We start from the raw sequence: 20,281 nt of genomic DNA, 5'->3' as shown, positions 1-20,281 counted from the left end.
CTCAATACCCTAAGGAATTTTTGAGTTGGTTCAGTTTTTTGTCGTGATAGTTATTCTGGGATTTCTTTTGTAATTCCAAAATTAGATTCACTTGCATTAGTGAGTCTTGTAATAATTTTATATAAAAGTTCTTTTTGAAACTATTGCGTTGGTGATTGATTCCGTCATTGGGAAGGGCGGAGATAGGATAGAGATCACCTGAAGCTCCTTCGAAGGCATGGATTTCAATATCATTCATATTAGAATCCATGGGAGTCTCGTCAACAATGCGTGTGTAATTTCTGGGAGTGGAGCCGGTTTCTTCTATTTGAACATTGTATTCAACTTTGGATAGAACAGAACCATTGAATTCCAAATAGATAGATTTCTCTTCAGAAGTTTTTATATTGAGTCTATCCATTGGATCTTGGACTACATTGTATTTTACAATTTTCATTCCAGTTCGATTTGGATACTTACCTTTGAACGTAACGATTGTGTTAGCTGGCAAAGTTTTAATATTCTGAATAGATAACAAACTTCTAGATCTAGCTAGGCCAGAATACAGGTTACGAATTGTCTCATCCAAACGAAGTTCTTCCCGATCTGCTGCACTTATAGCAGACTGCGGATGAATAGAGTTGAGAGGAAGTAGAGAAATAAAAAAAGCAATAGCTGTAATTTTAAAATACAGACTTTGAATTGAGGATAGATTAGCTCGAATCGGTAAGAAATTTCTACCGATTCTCACAAATTTTGAGATTCTACTCTCCGGCAGGAGTTGTTGCTTCTTGATTTTCTGCATCAGGAAGAGCTTCTATCAGTGAACCTGCGGGCATTGTTTCTGGAACTAAAGTGTCATCTGTTTTTGCAAATAGAAACGAAAGAACTAGAGCGAGGACAATGAATAGTACTCCCGACCATCTTGTAATTTTGGTCATTACATCAGCAGTAGACGCACCAAAAGCGCTGGAAGATCCACCACCGGTTAGCATTCCGCCAGTGCTTCCGCCTTTGCCAGACTGAACCATTACGAGGAAGATTAGAAAAAGGCAATTGATGCCAAATAAGACCAAAACTGTAGTAATTAAAAAACCCATAGTATCTCCAAATTATGAATTGTGCTCCTGTAGGACAATCAAAAACCAAGAATAGGATGATTTCGCCCGAAAAACGGGGTTTATTTATGATATTGGACGGAAGATTTTGTGGATTCTAAATCCAAATTTTCCTATTTATCAATAGAATTGGAATTTATTATGCGCTTATCTACAAATAGATAAATAGCATTGAAAAAGGTGATTGAATTTGAAGGATCTAAACTTTTACGTAAAAGCCTATAAGGATCAACTCGATCAAGGCGATATTCAAGAAGCATATATAGGGCTTATGAAGTATATGTCTAGACTCGGAACTGCCTTGTCAAAAAATCTTACCGATAGCTACAGCTTTGGAAGTCTCTTCCAAGGTTATATGGATTACACCTATTTCTATTACTCTAATGAGTTCCTAAAAGATAGGAAATTAAAAATGGGTTTGGTTCTCAATCATGTAAAGATGCAATTTGAAATTTGGCTATTGGGGCAGACGATTCCGATACAAGAAAAATATTGGGAATATTTTAAAACAACAAAGTGGAACAAAAATCGAACCACAAAACCACAGTATTCGATTCTCGAAGCAGTTCTAATCGAAAGTCCGAACTTCAATGACTTAGATAAGCTAACCAAGAAAATTGAAGAAAAGCTAGTTATTACAACCGATGAAATTCTCCAGGAAATAAAACTGAGCAAAATAAAATAGATGGGGAGAATTGGTGATGGATGGAAAAGAGCAGGGCTTAAGCCCTGGGCAAGATTGCGATTCAATCTATTTAATAACCAATTCTCTTGTCCATTTCGATTTACAACTAAGATTTACAAATGTATTTTATGTGATTTGTGAGAAACTACCCTAATCCGAAAAAATTTGCATAAAAAAAATGGGAACGAAAGCGCGAATCAATTTCTTTGCGTATACTTTGTGTCTTTTGTGGTAATAAAGATTACCACAAAGTTCGCTAGGTTCGCGCAAAGATCACTAAGAGCAATATTAGGTTTGGTAGTTGACTGTTTTATTTTTAGTTTGTAATTATTGTTCAGTCAATTTTTTATTTTTTCTGTGTTCTTTGTGTCTTTGTGTGAATTATTTTTTTTGTGGTAAAAAGGTGTGGTTAAAATAAACTACGAAGAGGTTTCACACAGAGGCACAGAGTTAAATCAAAGATCACGGAGAGTGGTGATGGACTTGGATGTTATTAATGTTGATTTGATTTGGTTAGGATATAATATAATATAATATAATTATAATATAGAGAAACTCCAGTGAGCCATTGCCATCTCTCGCAGCACCCCACGGAAGGGGTGCGTCGGGATTTTGGATCAGGATGTCCAACTCCCGACGAGAGATGGTAAGGCGAACCTATACATCAACCCTCGTGCGAATCCAGCACCACTCAGTCGCTGACGCTCCTTTGTTGTAGTGGTGACTGGACTAAAAGGTGAGTCGGGACTTGTCCAGCATAACTTTCCGAAGGAAATTGTGCTGGGGAGAAGGGGCTACTTCGCCTAAAACAAACCTAAATAAGACGAAACTTTCTGACTAGCACCACCAACCAGACCGCCATCAATATCTTTTTGATCAAGAAGTGATTTGACATTGTCTGGTTTAACAGATCCACCGTAGAGAATTGGCATGGCATCGGCGATTTTATCACCACCAACAAATAGCTGAGAGATTTCCTTACGAATAAAGGCATGTGCTTCTTGTGCAATTTCCGGGGTTGCTGTCTTACCAGTTCCGATTGCCCATACTGGCTCGTAAGCTAACACGAGTTTTGTCATAAGATCGCTTGAGATGTCCTTGAGTCCTTCTTTGATTTGGCTTGAAAGAATATCGAAAGTTTTGCCAGCTTCTCTTTCTTCAATCTTCTCACCAATGCAATAAACCACAGTCCATCCCTTGGTGAGAAGGAAATGAACTTTTTCTCTACAGACAGCATTGGTCTCACCAAGAAATTGTCTGCGTTCAGAGTGTCCGACAAGAGCAAGTTTGATTCCAAAATCTTCACCTTGATCAGGAGAAATCTCACCAGTCATGGCAGTAAGGGCAGATGGATAGATGTTTTGCAATCCGACCTTGACATTGGTTCCAGACAAAATTTCCGAAACGCCTGGAATATGCAAATGGCTTGGGAAAACCCAAGCTTCTTTCTTAGAATCCGATTTGTATCCGTCACGAATTCCCCGAGCAAGTTCAGTAGCTTCACTCAAGGATAGATTCATCTTCCAATTGCCTGCAAGTATTGTTGGTCTCATTCTTTGGCTCCTTCGATCAATGCCTTAACACCAGGAAGAGTTTTGCCTTCTAGGAATTCTAGAGAAGCTCCACCACCCGTTGAAATATGCGTGATTTTGTCGGCAACCTTAGCTTTATTGATTGCGGCAATAGAATCACCGCCACCAACTATAGACACTGCTTTGGACTTGGCAACTGCTTTTGCGATTTGAGTGGTTCCGTTTGCGAATTTATCCATTTCAAAAACACCCATAGGTCCGTTCCAGAAAATGGTCGCGGCATCCTTGATGATTTTTTCGTAATTGGATACGGTTTTCGGTCCAATATCCATTCCCATCCAACCATCCAGAATTCCCATTTTATCAACGGTTTTTGTTTTGGCTTTATCGGAAAATGAATCCGCAATCACGTGATCAACCGGAAGTTGCAGGTTGATTCCTTGCACGCCAGACGAATCAATCAATTGATACGCTTGCACTTCATAGTCTTTTTCAAAAAGTGAAGTTCCAATCGGAATTGCACGGGATTTGAGAAATGTATAAGACATTCCACCGCCAATCAAAATATAATCCACCTTGTCGATTAGGTTCTTAAGAATTTTAATCTTCGTGGATACTTTTGAACCACCAATGATCGCAACAAAAGGTTTCTTCGGACGAGTAACGAGAGAGGAAAGCATTTCGATTTCTTTTCTCATGAGAAGCCCAGCAAAAGAAGGAATCTCATGAGTGATTCCTTCGGTCGATGCATGAGCTCTATGGGCTGCGCCAAAAGCATCGTTGATATAAACATCAGCGAGTTCGCTCAAAGATTTGCTAAATTTTTTATCATTGGCTTCTTCTTCCGCATGGAATCTGAGATTTTCTATGACCAAGATTTCACCATTCTTGAGTGATTGAGTGAGTGCCTTAACTTCGGGGCCAACTACCTTATCAGAAAATGCAACAGGGCAAGTTACCAATTCTTTGAATTTCTCGAAGACCTGCTTCATAGAAAATTCTGGATTTGGTTTGCCTGCAGGTCTTCCCAAATGGCTTGCGATCACAATTTTTGCACCTTGTTTTATAAGGAGTTCAATTGTAGGAAGGGTTTTCTCAATTCTCGTAACATCTGTTACGACTCCGTTTTCTAGGGGGACGTTGAAGTCCACCCGTAGAAATACTCTTTTGCCAGCGAAATTCTCATTTTCAATTTTTGGAAGATTCATTCTTATCCTTTTGAAGCCATATAGCGGATTAGATCCAATACACGATTGGAGTAACCCATCTCATTATCATACCAAGAAACAAGTTTGAAAAATTTATCATTCAATTCAATACAAGCATCGGAATCGAATACAGAAGATAGAGTAGATCCGATAAAATCATTGGACACAACCATCTCATCTGTAAATCCAAGAATTCCTTTCATTGAACCCTCAGCCGCTTGTTTCATTGTTTTTCTGATCTCAGCCAGAGAAGTGGATTTCTCAGTTTTCATTGTTAAATCAACAACAGAAACATCAGGAGTTGGAACTCGAAATGCCATTCCAGTCAATTTTCCTTTTACTTCTGGAATACAAAGTCCTACTGCTTTTGCCGCTCCAGTAGAAGCTGGGATGATGTTCTGAGCTGCCCCACGACCACCACGGAAATCTTTTTTAGATGGACCATCAACTGTTGGTTGAGTTGCAGTCATCGCATGAACAGTTGTCATAAGTCCTTCAGCAAAACCATAATTGTCTAACATAACTTTTACGATAGGAGCAAGACAGTTTGTTGTACAAGATGCATTGGATACTATATGATCTGCACCTGGATTGTATTTTTCATTATTTACGCCCATCACATAAGTTGGGATATCTGCGTCTTTTGCAGGAGCAGAGATTACAACTTTCTTCGCACCAGCAGCAAGATGCTTACTTGCACCTTCTCTATCTGTGAAAAGTCCAGTTGATTCTACTACGAAATCAACACCTAGATCTTTCCAAGGAAGTTTACTTGGGTCTCTCTCAGAAATACATTTTACAAGTTTACCATCAATGATGATTCCTTCATCCGAGTGCTCGACTTTGCCGTCGAATCTACCATGGGTCGAATCATATTTTAGCAAATAAGCTAAGTTATCTGGTGTAACAAGGTCATTGATAGCTACGAATTCAAGATTTTTGTCTTTGATTCCGGAACGAAGTACTAATCGTCCGATTCTACCGAATCCATTGATGGCAATTTTGGTCATGTCCTACTCCGAGGTTTTTTTTCCACTTTGTGTCATAACGGATATCTGTAAACTGAGATTCAGGGCGAAATCGTACCTAAAATGCATTGGAAGGGCACAGTGCCAAAATGCCTAGAGTCCATTGATTCATCTCGATTATCTCCAATTAGAAAAAAGTTATTTTCCGGAATTCGAATCGCACCTAGATTATCACGATTTGTAAATTCTATTGGAAGACTCGGTCTATCGTCTTTCCATACTGCCGGGTATAGATTGGGTGGCAAAATTTCTCCATTTCGAATAATTGTTTTATTGTCTATGGCAATTGTGTCGCTTGGTTTTCCCAAAATTCTTCCAACAACCATGCCCGCCTCTCTCTCACAGAGCACAATATCACCCAAAACTAAATTGTATGGTTTTGTCCATTTATTCAAAAAATAAACTTGATCCTTATTAAGGGTTGGCTCCATGGAAACTGTGGAAATTCGAATCGGATTGTAGAAAACGGAACGGATCAGAACAGCAACCAATCCTCCGATGATAAGTCCGACTACAAGAATTCTGAGAATTAACTTTGGATTGAATTTGGATTGAGATTTTTCTAAATTGTAAGGAACAGCCACAGCATTAGTTTAGGGAAAAACGAACTCTAATTACAAGAATTATTTTTGCAAATGAAAGAACTCATCCTCGAGAAAATCAAGAATCTCAAAGATCAACCAGGTTGTTATCTATGGAAAGATATCAAGGGTGAAGTGATTTATGTTGGCAAAGCTCTAAGGCTTGCCAATCGGATTCGAAGCTATCTAAATCCGAATATTACGGATACCAAAACTAGACATTTGCAAATTGAGATTCATGATCTGGATTGGTTTGCGACCACAACCGAAGTCGAAGCCTTAATTCTTGAATCTACCTTAATCAAAAAATACAATCCAAAATTCAATGTAAGACTCAAAGATGATAAAAGATATCCTTTTATCTGTGTGTCTACGTCAGAAATGTTTCCTATGGTTTATCTATCGAGAAGGCCAAGAGCCAATGGAGATCGATATTTTGGACCTTTCACAGATGGACGGGCTGCACGTGATGCTCTGCAGATGCTTCACAAAATTTTCCCAATACGCAAAACAAAGCTAAAACTTCCTTTAGCCAAACCCATAAGACCTTGCCTGAACTTTCATATTGGACGCTGCCTTGGTCCCTGTCAAGGAAATATCACCAAAGAAGTGTATGGTGAGATGATTGACAGAGTTCTCCAATTTCTTGAAGGCAAAAAAGATATACTAATAGATAATCTTCGTGCTCGTATGATTTCTCACTCCGAAAAAATGGAATTTGAACTTGCCGCTCACTTTCGGGATATGTTAGAGCGCATCAATCATGTTCGAGAAAAGCAAACTGTTGTAAGTGTTGAAGGAGGTGATGAAGATGTTGTTTCTTTTGCGAGGCGAGATAATGAAGGACAAGTTGTACTTCTCGAAGTGCGTGCGGGAAGACTAGAGGCTAAGAAAACTTTTCCCTTAACTGGACTCATTGATTCGACCAATCGAGAATTGCTAGAATCCTTCTTGAGAGATTATTATCTTCAAGCAAGATTTATTCCGACAACTATTTATTTACCGGAAGAAGCTAGGTCGGGAATTGAACCGCTCATGGATCATATTCAAAATGAATTTGGTTTTCGCCCGAAGATTCGAGTTCCAGCCCAAGGTCAGAAAAAATCCTTACTTAGGCTTGCCGAAAGAAACGCAGAACTCTCTCTTACGGAACGAATTCTTGCAACTAAATTGAAAGACCAGACGTTGGCTTTAAAGGAACTCCAAGAAAATTTGAACCTAAGTGATCTTCCACGTGTGATTGAATGTTATGATATAAGTCATATCCAAGGATTTGAACCAGTTGCCAGTGGAGTTATGTTTGTTGATGGCAAACCCTACAAGCAAGGTTACAGACATTATAAAATCCGAGGACATGAAGGAATCAACGATCCAGCGATGATGCACGAAGTTATCGGGCGTAGATTGCAGAGGCTCATCAATGAAGGTGAGCCACTTCCTGATCTAGTAGTCATTGATGGTGGACCAACTCAACTAAACCGAGCATGCGAAGTGGCAATTGCACTTGACATTCACGATCTTCCGATGGTTGGACTTGCCAAAAAGCGCGAAGAAATTTATTTCCCGGGTGAAAAGCAGCCTTACAGTTTTGCGATCAATTCTCCTTCGATGAGACTACTGCGTAACCTAAGAGACGAAGCACATCGATTTGGTGTCACCTATCATAGACTCAGGCGAAATAAGGCAGAATTAAAACTTCTGCTCGACGACATTGCTGATATCGGAGTTACAAGACGCAAAAACCTATTGAAGTATTTCCAAGGCAAAAAGAAAATATCGGACGCGACCTTTGAAGAACTTTTGCAAGTGGATGGGATTGGCGAGGCTACAGCTCGAAAAATCGTCGATGGACTCAAGAAACCGAAATCACAGTAAAAGCATAAATTGCAACAGTAGCAAATATAATCAAAAAAATAAAAATATAAAAATATAAATATAAACCTCCAAATGAATTAAATCTAGAAATTTTGGAATTTTAATTAGGAATCATTCATTTGTAAATCGGTAAAATAAATTAGTAAAATTTACCAAAATTGAATTTTTTTTGTAAATTCTGTAAACCCTCTCTTGATTAGGAAATACCCCAATCAAGAGGGTATCCATACGAATTATCTAAAACTTTGCGAGTTTTTTCGATTCATTTTTATATCAATTTACTTCGCATCCGTAGTCGTTGCACTGTTTGGTTGTGGTAAATCGAGTGAAGATGGTTTTTTTGTCTCACCCAATGCAACCGAAGATAAGATCTTAAGCCTAAGTTATGGATGGGAAGATCCATTGCCTGACGATGTGAAGGATTATCCTGAGAATGGATTCTATCCAACAGTTAGAGTTACCGATAGGCAAATTTGTCTGGATTCAAGGCATCTAGAAACTTTTGATTTAGGACCTAGGCTCAGTATTTGTTTTCTAAGGGAAAATTCGACTAACAGCGAATCTTCGACTGAAGCAAATTCAATTTTACCTGTATCCAATGAAGTATTTGATTCCTTGATTGATACGCTACTAAGACCTGATGATTCTCGATCTTATCCTAGTTTTCGAATACAAAGTACGATTGGTGAATTCTCTTTCTCTTTTGTGACAGAACAGATTCTTCGCAATGAATGGAAGAAAACTCCCGGAGACAATTGGTTCTTTGCTGACGGCAAGCTTATAGATAAACTATCGATCGAACCATCGTACAATTGGTTCGGTAAATCTGGATTTATATCCAAAACTTACGGAATTCCATATTGGAATTCCTACAAAAGATTAAATGAATGTTATGTGATATTCTCTCCTTGGGATATAGATGTTGCGAGCAATACTAGAAGGCTACTGCGAATCCAAATTCCTTGTGAAGCTTGGGAAAAGGAAATGGACGTTTTTATTGCAAATCTTTCGGAATTCAATGAATTCCAAGAGAAGTCTTGTGGAAAAATCAAGCCGCAATTGATTGAATTTTTCAATCATTCCTCATCTAGACTGCATCGATATCTAGAAATTTATAATCCAAATAAATCAAGTATCTGTTTAAATTCATTGTTAGTTGAAGATTCGAAAGGTAAGCGATCTTTGGTTGATTGGAAAGCAAAAATCCTTTTCCCATATGAAAGAATCATATTAGTAGATTCGAATTCGGTATTGGAAGGGATAGTCACGCAGGAGAATTTTCCTTGGACTGATCTTTCGAATGGTAAAACCAAGCTTAGATGGATAGATGCCGAAATTCCAGAAATAGATTTAGCCAAGTATGATTTGAATTCTGAGGAAGTTTTAGTTAATATTTCCGATTCCTTAGATACGATAAAATATTTCTCAGCTTTCCATTATGAGGGAGAATTCTTTAGTCGTGATGGAGAAATCAAAAATTGCGCAAAGCAGATCAGTCCTTATAAAACCAAAGAAAAACATTGCGGTAGTCCAGGAATTCCTAGCTATACTTTACCTGATTCAAATAGATTCTGTTCCATTGATGATCTAGAGCTAACAGAAATCAATGCATTTGGTTTTGTTGAAGTCGATGGAGGAAAAAACACCAGAGCAAAATTTCTAGAAATACATTCTAAACCGAATTTGCAAAACTCAGGAATCCATGAATGCGATATTTCTTCTCTTGCCATTAGAATTGGAAGTAATATATATCCATTATCATTTGAACCTAAAAAGATACGTCCAGATCAATATTTTATAATATCTGCATTTGAAAGCGTTCCAGACTCTATAGTTCGCATACCAAGAAATATCTTTAATCTGAAATGGTCAGATTCCATTGATCTGCTAGACTCGAACAATCTACAAAGTAAAAATATATATTCAGGATTGGATTATTATATCGTAGAACAGGATATAGATGGAATACCTTATTCTCTAGTTCAAGTATCTAGAGAGGATAAAAAGGCTATGATCCATCATCCGCAAGTTCTTGATTCCAAAATTTTACCAAATTACAAAATATTTATGAGTCCTGGATACAGTTCGTTCTCAAACGAAGGCAGTATTCAATCGAATTCATTCAAAGTTTCTATATCCGAATTGAATTGGGCAGGGAGCTTTTCGAATGGAAAATCGATTCTTACGGATCGTTTTATTGAATGGAAAAACGATACTGCCTCAAAAACTTCATTTCTACTGGATTTCCAATATCCGAACAATCCGTCCAGGAATAGGAGATTTCTTGTTCCTAATGAAGGTCAGACTTATGGATTATTGTCCAACTCTTCACTGACCTGCTTCCCATACTCCAAGCCTTTGATTCACAAGGATTTTCAATTGTACAATGATCTAACACATATTTCTATTTTGGATCCTTGGGATCTGACTTTATTGGATCATAGTGAATTGGATCCAAGTCTTGCTGGTTTGAACATAAATTCAACGAATACGAGGAAGTCAGCTGTTCGTTCAATCATTTCAGGCATTTGGAGAAATTCAAATTCATTTTCAAGTCATTGTATTGGAAATAATTTCGGAGATCCAGGAATTGCAAATTATCATACACCATTTGTGTATCATGCTAGCAATTCTTTGGTTGCAGATGATTTAGAAAAAAGAGTCTTCGCCATCCGATCTTTAGGAGAACCAAGAATAAATTTCCAGATTCGATTTTGGCAGCCAAAAGATTTAAAAGAAGTTATCTATGATTTAATTTTTCCATCAAATGAATATGTACAAGATATCACATCAGAGATCCCAGAGAGCAATAGTCTGGTATATGCTTACATTGATGAAGAGTTAGAAGGAATCATATCATCTGGAGGACTTTTAATCGAAGCACTTCAGCCTTTGCCTGGATCCGGTAAGTCCGCATGGATTCAAATCTGCAATCGATCTAATCAAGTATTTAATACAGACCAATTGATCTTGGAGACTGATAAGGGAAGAGATTCACTTCGCCCGAGTGATGGAAGTCTATTTGCTTTTATTTATCCTAAACAATGTGCAGTGATCACAACCAACACTTCGCAATGTTTTCTTCCGAGCTTTATACAAAATAATTTATTTCTTCAATTTAAAAATACTTCTCAATTTCCCGGAGGTTTGAATTCCAAAACGGCAATTGATTTGTTTTTGCAGAATGGCACAAAAGAAATCCATCTACATTCCTATGGCAATAAATATCTGGGAGAAATCGACACTCTATCACTTACCCAAGCAAAAATAGCGAAGATTCGAATGAATACGTTAGGTGGAAGTGCAACCAATTATAGTATCGAGGTAGATGATTTATGAGAAAATGCAAAAATTTAATTCAATATTACGTAAATAAAAATCCATTCGATTTAATTCCAATTCATTTAAAGAAAATCCTATTCGTTTCTATTCTAATATTACTTATCAAAACATCTTCTTTGCATGCTTGGGTTGATGTCGGATGGGAACCAAATTTTTATAGTATCCAGACATTTTACCAAGATACCAAATCAGATTTTAGAAACCGAAGATCCACCCATGCCCAGAGACTGAGTGCTAAATTGGAGCAAGAGAGCGATCTAGCCAAATTGGATTTGGAGGTAAGTTTGGTTTTCGGTGATGGCATTCAAGAAAATATTTATTTGGGAAGAAATGCTAATATAAGTTATGCCATCGGTGAATTCAGTATCTGGCTCGGACGCAAGGAATTTTCAAGATTCGATCGTAACTTATCAATTTCTGAATTGGATGGAGGAGAAGGGATTGGACTTGAAGTTTTGCATTGGGAGAATCTAACTTGGGAAGCTTATCTCTGGGATTACTACCGTGGGTTTCCAATCTGGGAGAATAATCAAACACGCGTATTTCGAGATAAAAATTTTGAGACGAATCGAAAAGGTGAGAGGTCGAGACATGGAACTCGGATATTGTATAAATCGGATTCACTTGATTTCGATTCCGATTTTTTCTATCTAAATCTTGGCAATTGGGGAGAAAAATCGAAGGAAGACTTACTACTTTTAGAATCTCAAGGAGGTGATTCTGATTTTCTCTACAGATTTCGGTCTGGGCTATATTATAAATGGAATGAACTTCGAATCGGTACGAGTTTTCATTTCAATCGTGGGATTCAGAAAACATTTTCGGATCCGAATCGACCAGAGAGATCGCTTCCCATTCGCGGTGAAGCGATTCTTCCACAGATTTCTTGGACGAGTGAACACTGGGGCTTTCGTTGGAAAGGATTTTTTCCCAATACTGCAAAGACAGGAGATAGTCTATCTGAGTTAACAATAGGTTATGTGGGGATGGGCAATCCTATTTCAACTGGAACTTTTTTGAATCGTGAATTGAATTATTTACCTTCGGCTTGGGTTACAGAAGCGGGATTTGAAAATACTGTTTCTGAATTTGGAGCTAGGCAACCTTCCTTATTTTCTGGTTTAGAAATCAACTATGATTGGAGTTTTGTTCGTTTCGCATTGAACTGGGAATATATCGTTCCAAGAAAAATCATCATTCAAGATCCAGGCCAAATCAGTTTTAGAAAATCAGATTATACTGATGAATTCTTTTCTGAGCTAGCCATTCGTCTAGAATACGGTAAGTCCTCGGACGATTCAGCAAGCTTTATTGGTATATCTCCAGGATATTTTTGGACAAGCAAAGATTTGAATCTTCGCGGAAGTATTGTTCATGTTTATGGGAGGTTTGTATTTTGAAAATGGATGAAATATTGCATAATACGAATATATTTTTCCTGACAATGATTTTGTTTTTTCGTAAAATGCTGAGTGTCATTTTTATCTTTATTGTTTTTCAATGCAAATTAGAAACTTCTAATTCGGATGGGGATTTGCTTTGGAGTGTTCTTATTCAACCAGAGATCAGTTGGAAAGTATTTTTTTCCTATCCTGGACGCAATACACCCACTGAGAAAAAGGAGCAGGCAAAAAAGGAACTGATTCAGCTCATTGACTCAACATCAGATGAACTGATTATCCATATCTACGGACTTACTGATTTGGATGTAATCGATTCTATCTATAAAGCCATTTCAAGGGGAGTGAAAGTTCAGATCAAGGTGGACAGTGATCGCAACTATGATGATATGCTGAAGTTAGAAATTCCTTTGAATATATGGAGCGGTTCTGGACTCCATCATCCCAAGGTTGTTATATCGGATAGAAAGAAAATATTTACAGGAACTGGCAATTTTACTAAGCAAGGATTGCTTTTGGATTTTGACAGTTATATAATTTTCCAGATTCCGGAGTCGATCGGAAATGATTTTAAGATATTTATGGATGAACAATACCAGCTTCCATTTTTTCAATTTGATGGATTTCTTTTTTTGAATGCACCCAGAGAAGGTGTCCAGATCCAAAATCGAATCATCGAAGCCATTAGAAGTGCTAAATACAGTATCAAATATCTAATCTATACTCACTATGATCCTATCATTTCGTTTGAGTTGATTCGTGCGGCTAAGAGAGGCGTGCTAGTTGAAGGAATCTATGATAGACCAATCAATCCGGAGGGGATTTTTCTTGCTAAAAATATTACAAAATTTGGATCCAAAATTTATGAAGAGCAGAATGAAGATAGAATCGATAATGGAACGTTTGGACTAGGTGGATTGCTTCACCACAAAACAATGATTATTGATAATGATTTACTACTTAGTGGATCTTTTAATTTTTCTAAATCAGCGAGGGATAACAACCGTGAGTTGTACTACGAGACGAGTGATTATTATCTCATTTCCGAACATTTACAAGAATTCAATCGAATTCGAAATTACTCAGCTCAGATTATGGACTACAATCTTGAAGAACTAGAAAATTCTTTCTACTACAATCCCGATCCTGATTCAACCCCATTTACTGAATTCGATAATAATTCCGCGAACAATTCCAGTTTAGATTATTATGTTTTTGAATATGGCTTTGGACTCTTCCATAGCATGGGAGTTGCCAATTCAATGGATACGAATAAACTTAAATCAATTTCGAGTAATTTATTTTCTAAGAACGGATCGAATTTTAATATTCCCTTAAATGATATAGGAACATGGTTTACGAGACATGATGCTGCAATCAATCTAGAATCCTCCGACTCTAATACAGCAATATTGAATGCTAATGCATTGCTTTCATGGCAGAGAGATTCTTATCTTCCTATCCATTTAGAATCCTTAGAGCAATTTGCTTCATCTAAATGGAGATTGAAACTTGCTACTAATTCAATTGCTTGGACGGAAGTTTTGTTTTGGAATGAATCAGGATTGGTTCAGCGCTATTCGTTACAGCCAATTGAGCAAAATGGTTATACAACGGATGTTTTACTCGAAGGACAAACCATAAAGTCGTTACCGAAGTCAGGAATTTTATTATTTCGAAAAGGAGATGAGAATTTCTCTGCTATAGCTTGTTACAATCGAAAGGGCACCCAAGCTTCGCAAAAGATAGAGAATATATGGAAGGAAAACTTAATTCGAATTAGAGGTGGAATGATTGGAGAGGGAACAAACTGCACTCTTGTTCAATGAGGAAAATACAATGGCGCGGACAGGATTCGAACCTGTGGCCTTTGGGTTATGAGCCCAACGAGCTACCAGCTGCTCCACCGCGCGGTGTATAATGTCATGATTTCTGAGACCATTTTTCTTGCAATTTCAATAAAATTGTTTACTCGATTTTAATTCTAAGTAGTTTGGGTGCTTAATTCGAGCTAAGGTGGTTTGCAACTTGAGTCCTGCAGGAAATGAATTCGTTATCGAACATTATGAAAAGAAAATTTATGACCAGAAGCAATTACTGGAGATTTCAAAAGCACTTAACTCAACTCTTGATTATAGATATCTGATTGATGTGATTCTTAATATTTGTTTGGCTCAGTTGCAGACATTGAATGCTGCTATGTATCTAGAGCCAGAAGTGGATTCTACTATGTTTCGTTTAGAGCAGAGCTTTAAAGGATTCGAAATTGGTGATAGGGAGATTAATTTTGCGATTCCCATGGATTCTCCTATGGTTCATTTTCTTGCAGAAAAACCAAAAGCTACAATGCTCAAAGCAATTTTGGCGATTCCAGAATTGACCAAGGATCCGATCGTTACTTTTTTCCATAAGCTAGGTGCAGAAGTGATCGTGCCTCTTAACGCAAAAGGACGAGTCAATGGGCTTTTGATTCTTGGTGAGAAGATGACTATGAGCGAATACCTAGAAGATGAGAAAGAGTTTATGACCACACTCGCTTCGTTAGCTGGGATCGCTGTTGAGAATGCCCGCTTGTATGAATTGGCAACTGTAGATATGATGACCAGTTTGAAAGTGCATCATTATTTCCAAACCAAACTAAAAGAAGAAATGGATCGTTGCCGCAAGAAAGGTACGAATCTTACGCTTTTGTTTACTGATATTGATAAATTCAAAGTATTCAATGATACTTATGGTCATCAAGCAGGAGACGTTGTCCTTATAGAGGTTGCCAAGCAATTGATCAATAATGCTGGTAAGCATGATATTGCTGCAAGGTACGGTGGTGAGGAATTTTGTATTGTGATGCCTGGAGCGACCGAAGAAGAAGGTTATGAAATGGGCGAGCGAGTACGCAAGTCTGTTGAGAGCATGGTTGTAGCCAATCCAAACGGTGGCGAGGATCTCAAAGTGACATTGAGTGTGGGAATATCGAGTTTCAATACCAATGATCGATCGAATAAAGATTTGATCGAAAGAGCAGATAAGGCTCTGTATCAAGCAAAACATTCTGGAAGAAACCAAACAATTTGTTTTAAGCCTTCTTGAAATATCAACCGAGACTATAAATAGTCGAGGTCGATTTTATGGCAGAAGTTGCAATCAAGGTTTACAATAAGAATGAAGAATCTTTAGCGGAACGTATTCGTGACAGAGCACTTGGTAAATACAATTTCAACTTCTACCCATATGCATGCTATATTGAATATAGAGCAAAAGATCCTAAGACGGGTGTTGAATTTCGGGATTGCGTTGTCGACTATACTCGATGCCCAAACCAGAAATGTATAAAAAAACTTACCTAATCTACTTTATATCTTTTGTTCTAATATTCAATTCTTGTAAGCAAGCAATTCTTCAAAATCCCACTACCAAAAAGTCTGATATCGAATATCGATTTGCAAATGGCCAAATTTTTATTCGATTAGAGGCTCGCACTGGAGTCCAACGTTACCCAAGAAAAATCTGGGCTCTACTCGATTCAGGCTCCAATCAAAATCTCGCAGTTGGGCTCAATGAACCAACGCAATTCCAAATCGCTTGGCAAGACCAGATCCAAAAATTTGATTTTTATCCACTTGGCTCAAATCTTCCTCCTGAATACGAGATGATCCTGGGTCAGCCATTTTTTAGAAAAAACTGTATTGAACTCGAATTTGGAATTCCGAAACAAATTTTTGACAACAAAAACAAAACCTGCGATTGGGGAGTAAATGAGCACGTTCAATCTGTCCAGATTATCCATGAATCTAGTCAATACTATGTAAAAGCAAAAATAGCGGAACAAACTCTCAGTGTAGCCTTAGATACCGGATCAGCGATTACAGCTATTCCTGGACAGAAATTTGGTCATCAGATGTCAGCTCTTCCGCAAGCGAAGAGAGTTTTGGATATCTACGGAAGAAAACAAAAGTTGATTGTCTATAAATTGGAAACCAATATATCGATCGGACAGAATGAATTTTTTCCAACAATTGTTTTAAATTCAAATGAAATTTGGATGGAGGAAGGGGAATATAAACCAACCGTCGGAATGGATTTTTTTCTAACATTTCGCATTTACATTGATTTTGGTTCAAAAATACTGGGAATAGAGAATCATGAGCAATTCAAAAGGTAAAATTATAGTCGCGATGAGTGGCGGTGTTGATAGCGCAGTTGCTGCTGGATTGTTAATCGAAGAAGGATACGAAGTGATCGGTGTAAATCTTCGCACATGGGAATATGAAGCACCGGCATGTGATACCACTAAGAAATCTTGCTGTTCTCCAGAAGACATTCGAGATGCCCAAGATGTAGGTATCTCACTGAAGATACCTTTTTATGTTGTAAAAATGGAAAAAGTTTTCGGTGAACGAGTTATTCAACGTTTTATTGATGATTATAAATCTGGTAAAACTCCCAATCCATGTGTTGAGTGTAATACCTTTGTTAAGTTTGGTGCGCTTTTCGAGAAAGCGCAGGCTCTAGGGATAGAAAAAATCGCAACTGGACATTATGCACGTACGGTTTTTGTTGATGGTAGATGGGCTATAGCAAACGGTGAAGATAAGAATAAAAATCAGGCTTACTATCTTTATGGGCTATCTCAAGAAAATATTAAGAACACCATTTTTCCGTTAGGCGATATGAATAAATCCCAAGTCCGTGAAATCGCCAAAAGAATGGGACTCACCGTTGCAGAAAAACCTGAATCGCAAGAAATATGTTTCATACCCGATAATAATTATCGAAATTTTTTGGACAAAAAAGGTGTAAGCTTTACCAAGGGATTTTTTAAATTACAAGATGGTAGAATCATCGGTAAACATACTGGTAAAGAAAATTTCACAATTGGTCAGAGGAAAGGATTAGGCATTGCTTGGAAGAATCCTCTTTATGTTCTTGGGATCGAAGATGACGGAACAGTTGTATTAGGCGAAGAGGCAGAAACTTTCTGTGAAAGTTTTATAGTAGAGGATTACAGTTTTCAAGGATGGAGTGAATTTGCTCCAGGTGAATCAAGAACTGCTAAAGTTCAAGTACGCTATCGACATAGTCCGGTACTTTGTGAAGTGAGCAAAGTTGAACAAGGACTTTTTGTACGCATTCTAGAAGATGTAAGGGGCGTTACTCCTGGTCAATCTGCTGTATTCTATCCGGAATCTGGAATCCAAATCCTAGCAGGTGGAATCATTCGTAAGGGAAGTATAACAATGGCAAAACGGAATATTTCTTCCCAGGAACCAGTTGGAGTCTAATTGACTTGAAAGAAAGCCGTACTATACTTATTATTGGAGGTGGACTCCTCCAAGTTCCCATTATACAAACCGCAAAAACAATGCAATTGAAAGTAGTCGTAGCGGACATGAATCCAGACTCGATTGGATTTCGAATCGCAGACGATCAGATTATCATGTCCACCAAAGATGTCGAAGGTATGGTTCGTGAAGCCAAGCGCTATGCAAAAGATAAACCAATTCATGGTGTTATAACTGCTGGAACTGATGCTTCTATGACAGTTGCAGCTGTTGCGAATTCTTTAGACCTTCCTGGTATTCGATTCGTAGATGCTGAAGCTTGCTCTAACAAAGTAAAAATGCGTAAGCGATTAAGAGAACACAATGTACCTATTCCTAATTTTGCCCCAGTCTGGAACATTCAGGATGCGAGAGACGCCCTTGAATATCTCAAATTCCCACTTGTAATCAAACCTGCTGATAATATGGGCGCGCGAGGCGTCATCAAAATTGAGAATCGCGAAGAAATGCAGGCTGCATTTAAACATGCAAAGAAATTTTGTCCAACGGGCGAATTGATTTTGGAAGAGTATATGACTGGAGCAGAAGTGTCTGTTGATGCACTTAGCTATAATAACAATTATCGCATGACGGGTATTGCAGATAGAATTATTGAGAGGGAACCTTTCTTTATCGAGATGGGACACAATATGCCATCGAACCTTTCTAAGCAAACTTTGGATGAAGTGGAAAGAGTTATGATCGCTGGAATGAAAGCTTTAGGAATCAATCTTGGCGCAGGCAAAGGTGATATTAAAATTACTCCAGATGGTGTGAAGGTTGGTGAGATCGCAGCAAGGCTCTCTGGCGGTTTTATGTCAGCTTTCACCTATCCCCTGTCAACTGGTGTAAATCTCAATCGTGCTGCTATTCTTATTGCGATGGGTGAAGAACCCGATAACCTGGATCCAGTTCTGAACAGAGTGTCCATAGAACGATCATTGCTCGCAAGGCCTGGTAAATTGTTGGCGATTCATGGATTGGATGTTGCAAAACGTATCGATGGAGTAAATGAGATTTTTATCCAGTCACAGATTGGTGAGATTATAAAAGATCCTACAAATAATATAGAGAAAACTGGTCATGTGATTATCACTGCCGATCACTTAATCGACGCAGAAAGTATTTTCAAAAAAGTACAAGAAACAATTCGATTTGAAGTGGACGAAGTGTTCGGTATATCAGAAAAAGAAATGAATCAGAATGCAAGAATGCGCTTTGGTCGAGAAGTCTGCTGGGTCTGTAAGATCTGTGATGGATCAGATTGTGCAAGTTCGGTTCCTGGTATGGGTGGGATTGGAGTAATGGAGACTTTTCAAGACAATTCCAAATCTCTATCTGAATATCAGATTTTACCAAAATATATTAGAGAAAATACGATTCCAACTATACAATCTCATTTCTTGGGATATCCATTAGAAACTCCAATTATGGGTGCTCCAATGACCGGCGCTGTAACCAATATGAATGGAGCTATGACCGATGAACAATATGCGGACATTGTGTTACGAGGTTTTGTAGAAGCAGGAAGCCTTGCTTGGTTAGGTGATGGTGCAACTCCTGATAAATACAAGCTGATGATAAACTCACTAAGCAAAGTCAATGGGAAAGGGATTCTTATTTGCAAGCCACGTGAAGATGAAGGCTTGCTTCGTGAGAGAATGCAGGAAGCTGAACGCGCTGGAATCGTCGCAATTGGAATGGACATTGATGCTGTGAATTTTAAGACAATGGTTTTGAAGAATCTGAATAGTATCAGTCGTGAAATCAAAGTCTTAGAAAAAATTCGTTCTTTTACTAAATTACCATTTATTCTCAAAGGAATTATGGATACTAGTGATGCAATGCTTGCTGTTGAGGGAGGTTTTTCCGCAATCGTAGTATCCAATCACGGAGGTCGGGTTTTGGACGGATTGCCCGGAACCGCTAGAGTATTACCCAAGATAGTAGAAAAAGTAAAAGGCAAAATCGCAATATCAGTTGATGGTGGAATTAGATCTGGAATGGACGCTTTTAAAATGTTAGCATTGGGTGCAGAGACAGTATTGATTGGACGTCCAGTAGCAATCGCTGCAGTTGGAGCGGACGCTGCAGGTGTCAAATTCCTTATACAGAAATATTCTAATGAACTTAAGCAGACTTTGAGTCTAACCGCTTGCAGAAATATAGCTGATGCTAAACCTGATATGCTATTTAGGAAATTCGATTAAGCTAA

At 38.1% G+C, this 20,281-nt stretch carries 16 protein-coding genes and 1 tRNA gene; 10 read left to right on the top strand and 7 right to left on the bottom strand.

Going from position 1 to position 20,281, the window contains the following annotated elements; genetic code table 11:
• Position 1: 1 nt before the first annotated feature.
• Both O4O04_RS13410 and secG read right to left on the bottom strand, forming a co-directional pair.
• Positions 2-730, bottom strand: a complete 729-nt coding sequence (locus tag O4O04_RS13410; RefSeq protein ID WP_272532263.1) for an LIC_12096 family protein — start codon at positions 728-730, stop codon at positions 2-4.
• A 13-nt stretch (positions 731-743) separates the two neighbouring features.
• On the bottom strand, positions 744-1,079 hold the full coding sequence (gene secG, locus O4O04_RS13405) for a preprotein translocase subunit SecG (protein ID WP_272532262.1): 336 nt from the start codon (positions 1,077-1,079) through the stop codon (positions 744-746).
• Positions 1,080-1,287: 208 nt separating this feature from the next.
• On the opposite strand from secG, the gene O4O04_RS13400 reads away from it, so the two are divergent.
• On the top strand, positions 1,288-1,782 hold the full coding sequence (locus tag O4O04_RS13400) for a DUF7000 family protein (RefSeq protein ID WP_272532260.1): 495 nt from the start codon (positions 1,288-1,290) through the stop codon (positions 1,780-1,782).
• 803 nt (positions 1,783-2,585) lie between these two features.
• Here O4O04_RS13400 and tpiA read toward each other — a convergent pair.
• From tpiA to lepB, 4 genes are read right to left on the bottom strand one after another with little or no spacing between them, the layout of a single operon-like run.
• Complete coding sequence (tpiA, locus tag O4O04_RS13395; protein WP_272532259.1) at positions 2,586-3,335, bottom strand: triose-phosphate isomerase; 750 nt, start codon at positions 3,333-3,335, stop codon at positions 2,586-2,588.
• Positions 3,332-4,522, bottom strand: coding sequence for a phosphoglycerate kinase (locus tag O4O04_RS13390; protein ID WP_272532258.1), 1,191 nt, complete (start codon positions 4,520-4,522; stop codon positions 3,332-3,334). Before O4O04_RS13390 ends, tpiA begins: the two co-directional genes overlap by 4 nt.
• Before the next feature lie 2 nt (positions 4,523-4,524).
• Positions 4,525-5,532 carry a type I glyceraldehyde-3-phosphate dehydrogenase gene (gene gap, locus O4O04_RS13385; protein ID WP_272532257.1) on the bottom strand — a complete coding sequence of 336 codons (1,008 nt, stop codon included), beginning with the start codon at positions 5,530-5,532 and terminating at the stop codon, positions 4,525-4,527.
• 59 nt (positions 5,533-5,591) lie between these two features.
• Positions 5,592-6,134, bottom strand: a complete 543-nt coding sequence (gene lepB, locus O4O04_RS13380) for a signal peptidase I (protein ID WP_272532256.1) — start codon at positions 6,132-6,134, stop codon at positions 5,592-5,594.
• A 51-nt stretch (positions 6,135-6,185) separates the two neighbouring features.
• Here lepB and uvrC point away from each other — a divergent pair, with 51 nt between their 5' ends.
• The 4 genes from uvrC (at position 6,186) to O4O04_RS13360 (ending at position 14,577) form a co-directional block, all read left to right on the top strand.
• A complete protein-coding gene (uvrC, locus tag O4O04_RS13375) occupies positions 6,186-8,006 on the top strand; it encodes an excinuclease ABC subunit UvrC (RefSeq protein WP_272532255.1) in 1,821 nt (606 codons plus the stop codon).
• A gap of 192 nt (positions 8,007-8,198) precedes the next feature.
• Positions 8,199-11,345, top strand: coding sequence for a hypothetical protein (locus tag O4O04_RS13370; RefSeq protein WP_272532254.1), 3,147 nt, complete (start codon positions 8,199-8,201; stop codon positions 11,343-11,345).
• Entirely contained in the window at positions 11,342-12,748 is a 1,407-nt protein-coding gene (locus O4O04_RS13365) for an LA_2168 family protein (protein ID WP_272532253.1), read from the top strand. Before O4O04_RS13370 ends, O4O04_RS13365 begins: the two co-directional genes overlap by 4 nt.
• Before the next feature lie 2 nt (positions 12,749-12,750).
• Positions 12,751-14,577: a phospholipase D-like domain-containing protein gene (locus tag O4O04_RS13360; RefSeq protein ID WP_272532252.1), complete on the top strand. Its 1,827-nt coding sequence runs from the start codon at positions 12,751-12,753 to the stop codon at positions 14,575-14,577.
• Between the two features lie 11 nt (positions 14,578-14,588).
• On the opposite strand, the gene O4O04_RS13355 is transcribed toward O4O04_RS13360, so the two are convergent.
• Positions 14,589-14,661, bottom strand: a tRNA-Met gene (locus O4O04_RS13355).
• Between the two features lie 115 nt (positions 14,662-14,776).
• Here O4O04_RS13355 and O4O04_RS13350 point away from each other — a divergent pair.
• From O4O04_RS13350 to O4O04_RS13330, 5 genes are read left to right on the top strand one after another with little or no spacing between them, the layout of a single operon-like run.
• On the top strand, positions 14,777-15,835 hold the full coding sequence (locus O4O04_RS13350) for a sensor domain-containing diguanylate cyclase (RefSeq protein ID WP_272532251.1): 1,059 nt from the start codon (positions 14,777-14,779) through the stop codon (positions 15,833-15,835).
• 38 nt (positions 15,836-15,873) lie between these two features.
• A complete protein-coding gene (locus O4O04_RS13345; RefSeq protein WP_272532249.1) occupies positions 15,874-16,092 on the top strand; it encodes a hypothetical protein in 219 nt (72 codons plus the stop codon).
• Positions 16,071-16,907, top strand: a complete 837-nt coding sequence (locus O4O04_RS13340; protein WP_272532248.1) for a pepsin/retropepsin-like aspartic protease family protein — start codon at positions 16,071-16,073, stop codon at positions 16,905-16,907. The genes O4O04_RS13345 and O4O04_RS13340 overlap by 22 nt, the downstream gene beginning before the upstream one ends.
• The gene (mnmA, locus tag O4O04_RS13335; RefSeq protein WP_272532247.1) at positions 16,888-18,027 is read left to right on the top strand and encodes a tRNA 2-thiouridine(34) synthase MnmA; all 1,140 of its coding nucleotides are present in this window, start codon (positions 16,888-16,890) and stop codon (positions 18,025-18,027) included. The genes O4O04_RS13340 and mnmA overlap by 20 nt, the downstream gene beginning before the upstream one ends.
• A gap of 5 nt (positions 18,028-18,032) precedes the next feature.
• Positions 18,033-20,276, top strand: a complete 2,244-nt coding sequence (locus tag O4O04_RS13330) for an alpha-hydroxy-acid oxidizing protein (RefSeq protein WP_272532246.1) — start codon at positions 18,033-18,035, stop codon at positions 20,274-20,276.
• Positions 20,277-20,281: the final 5 nt, after the last annotated feature.

Source organism: Leptospira sp. GIMC2001 (assembly GCF_028462125.1).
GTDB lineage: Bacteria > Spirochaetota > Leptospiria > Leptospirales > Leptospiraceae.
This window is presented reverse-complemented; position numbering and strand designations above follow the sequence as displayed.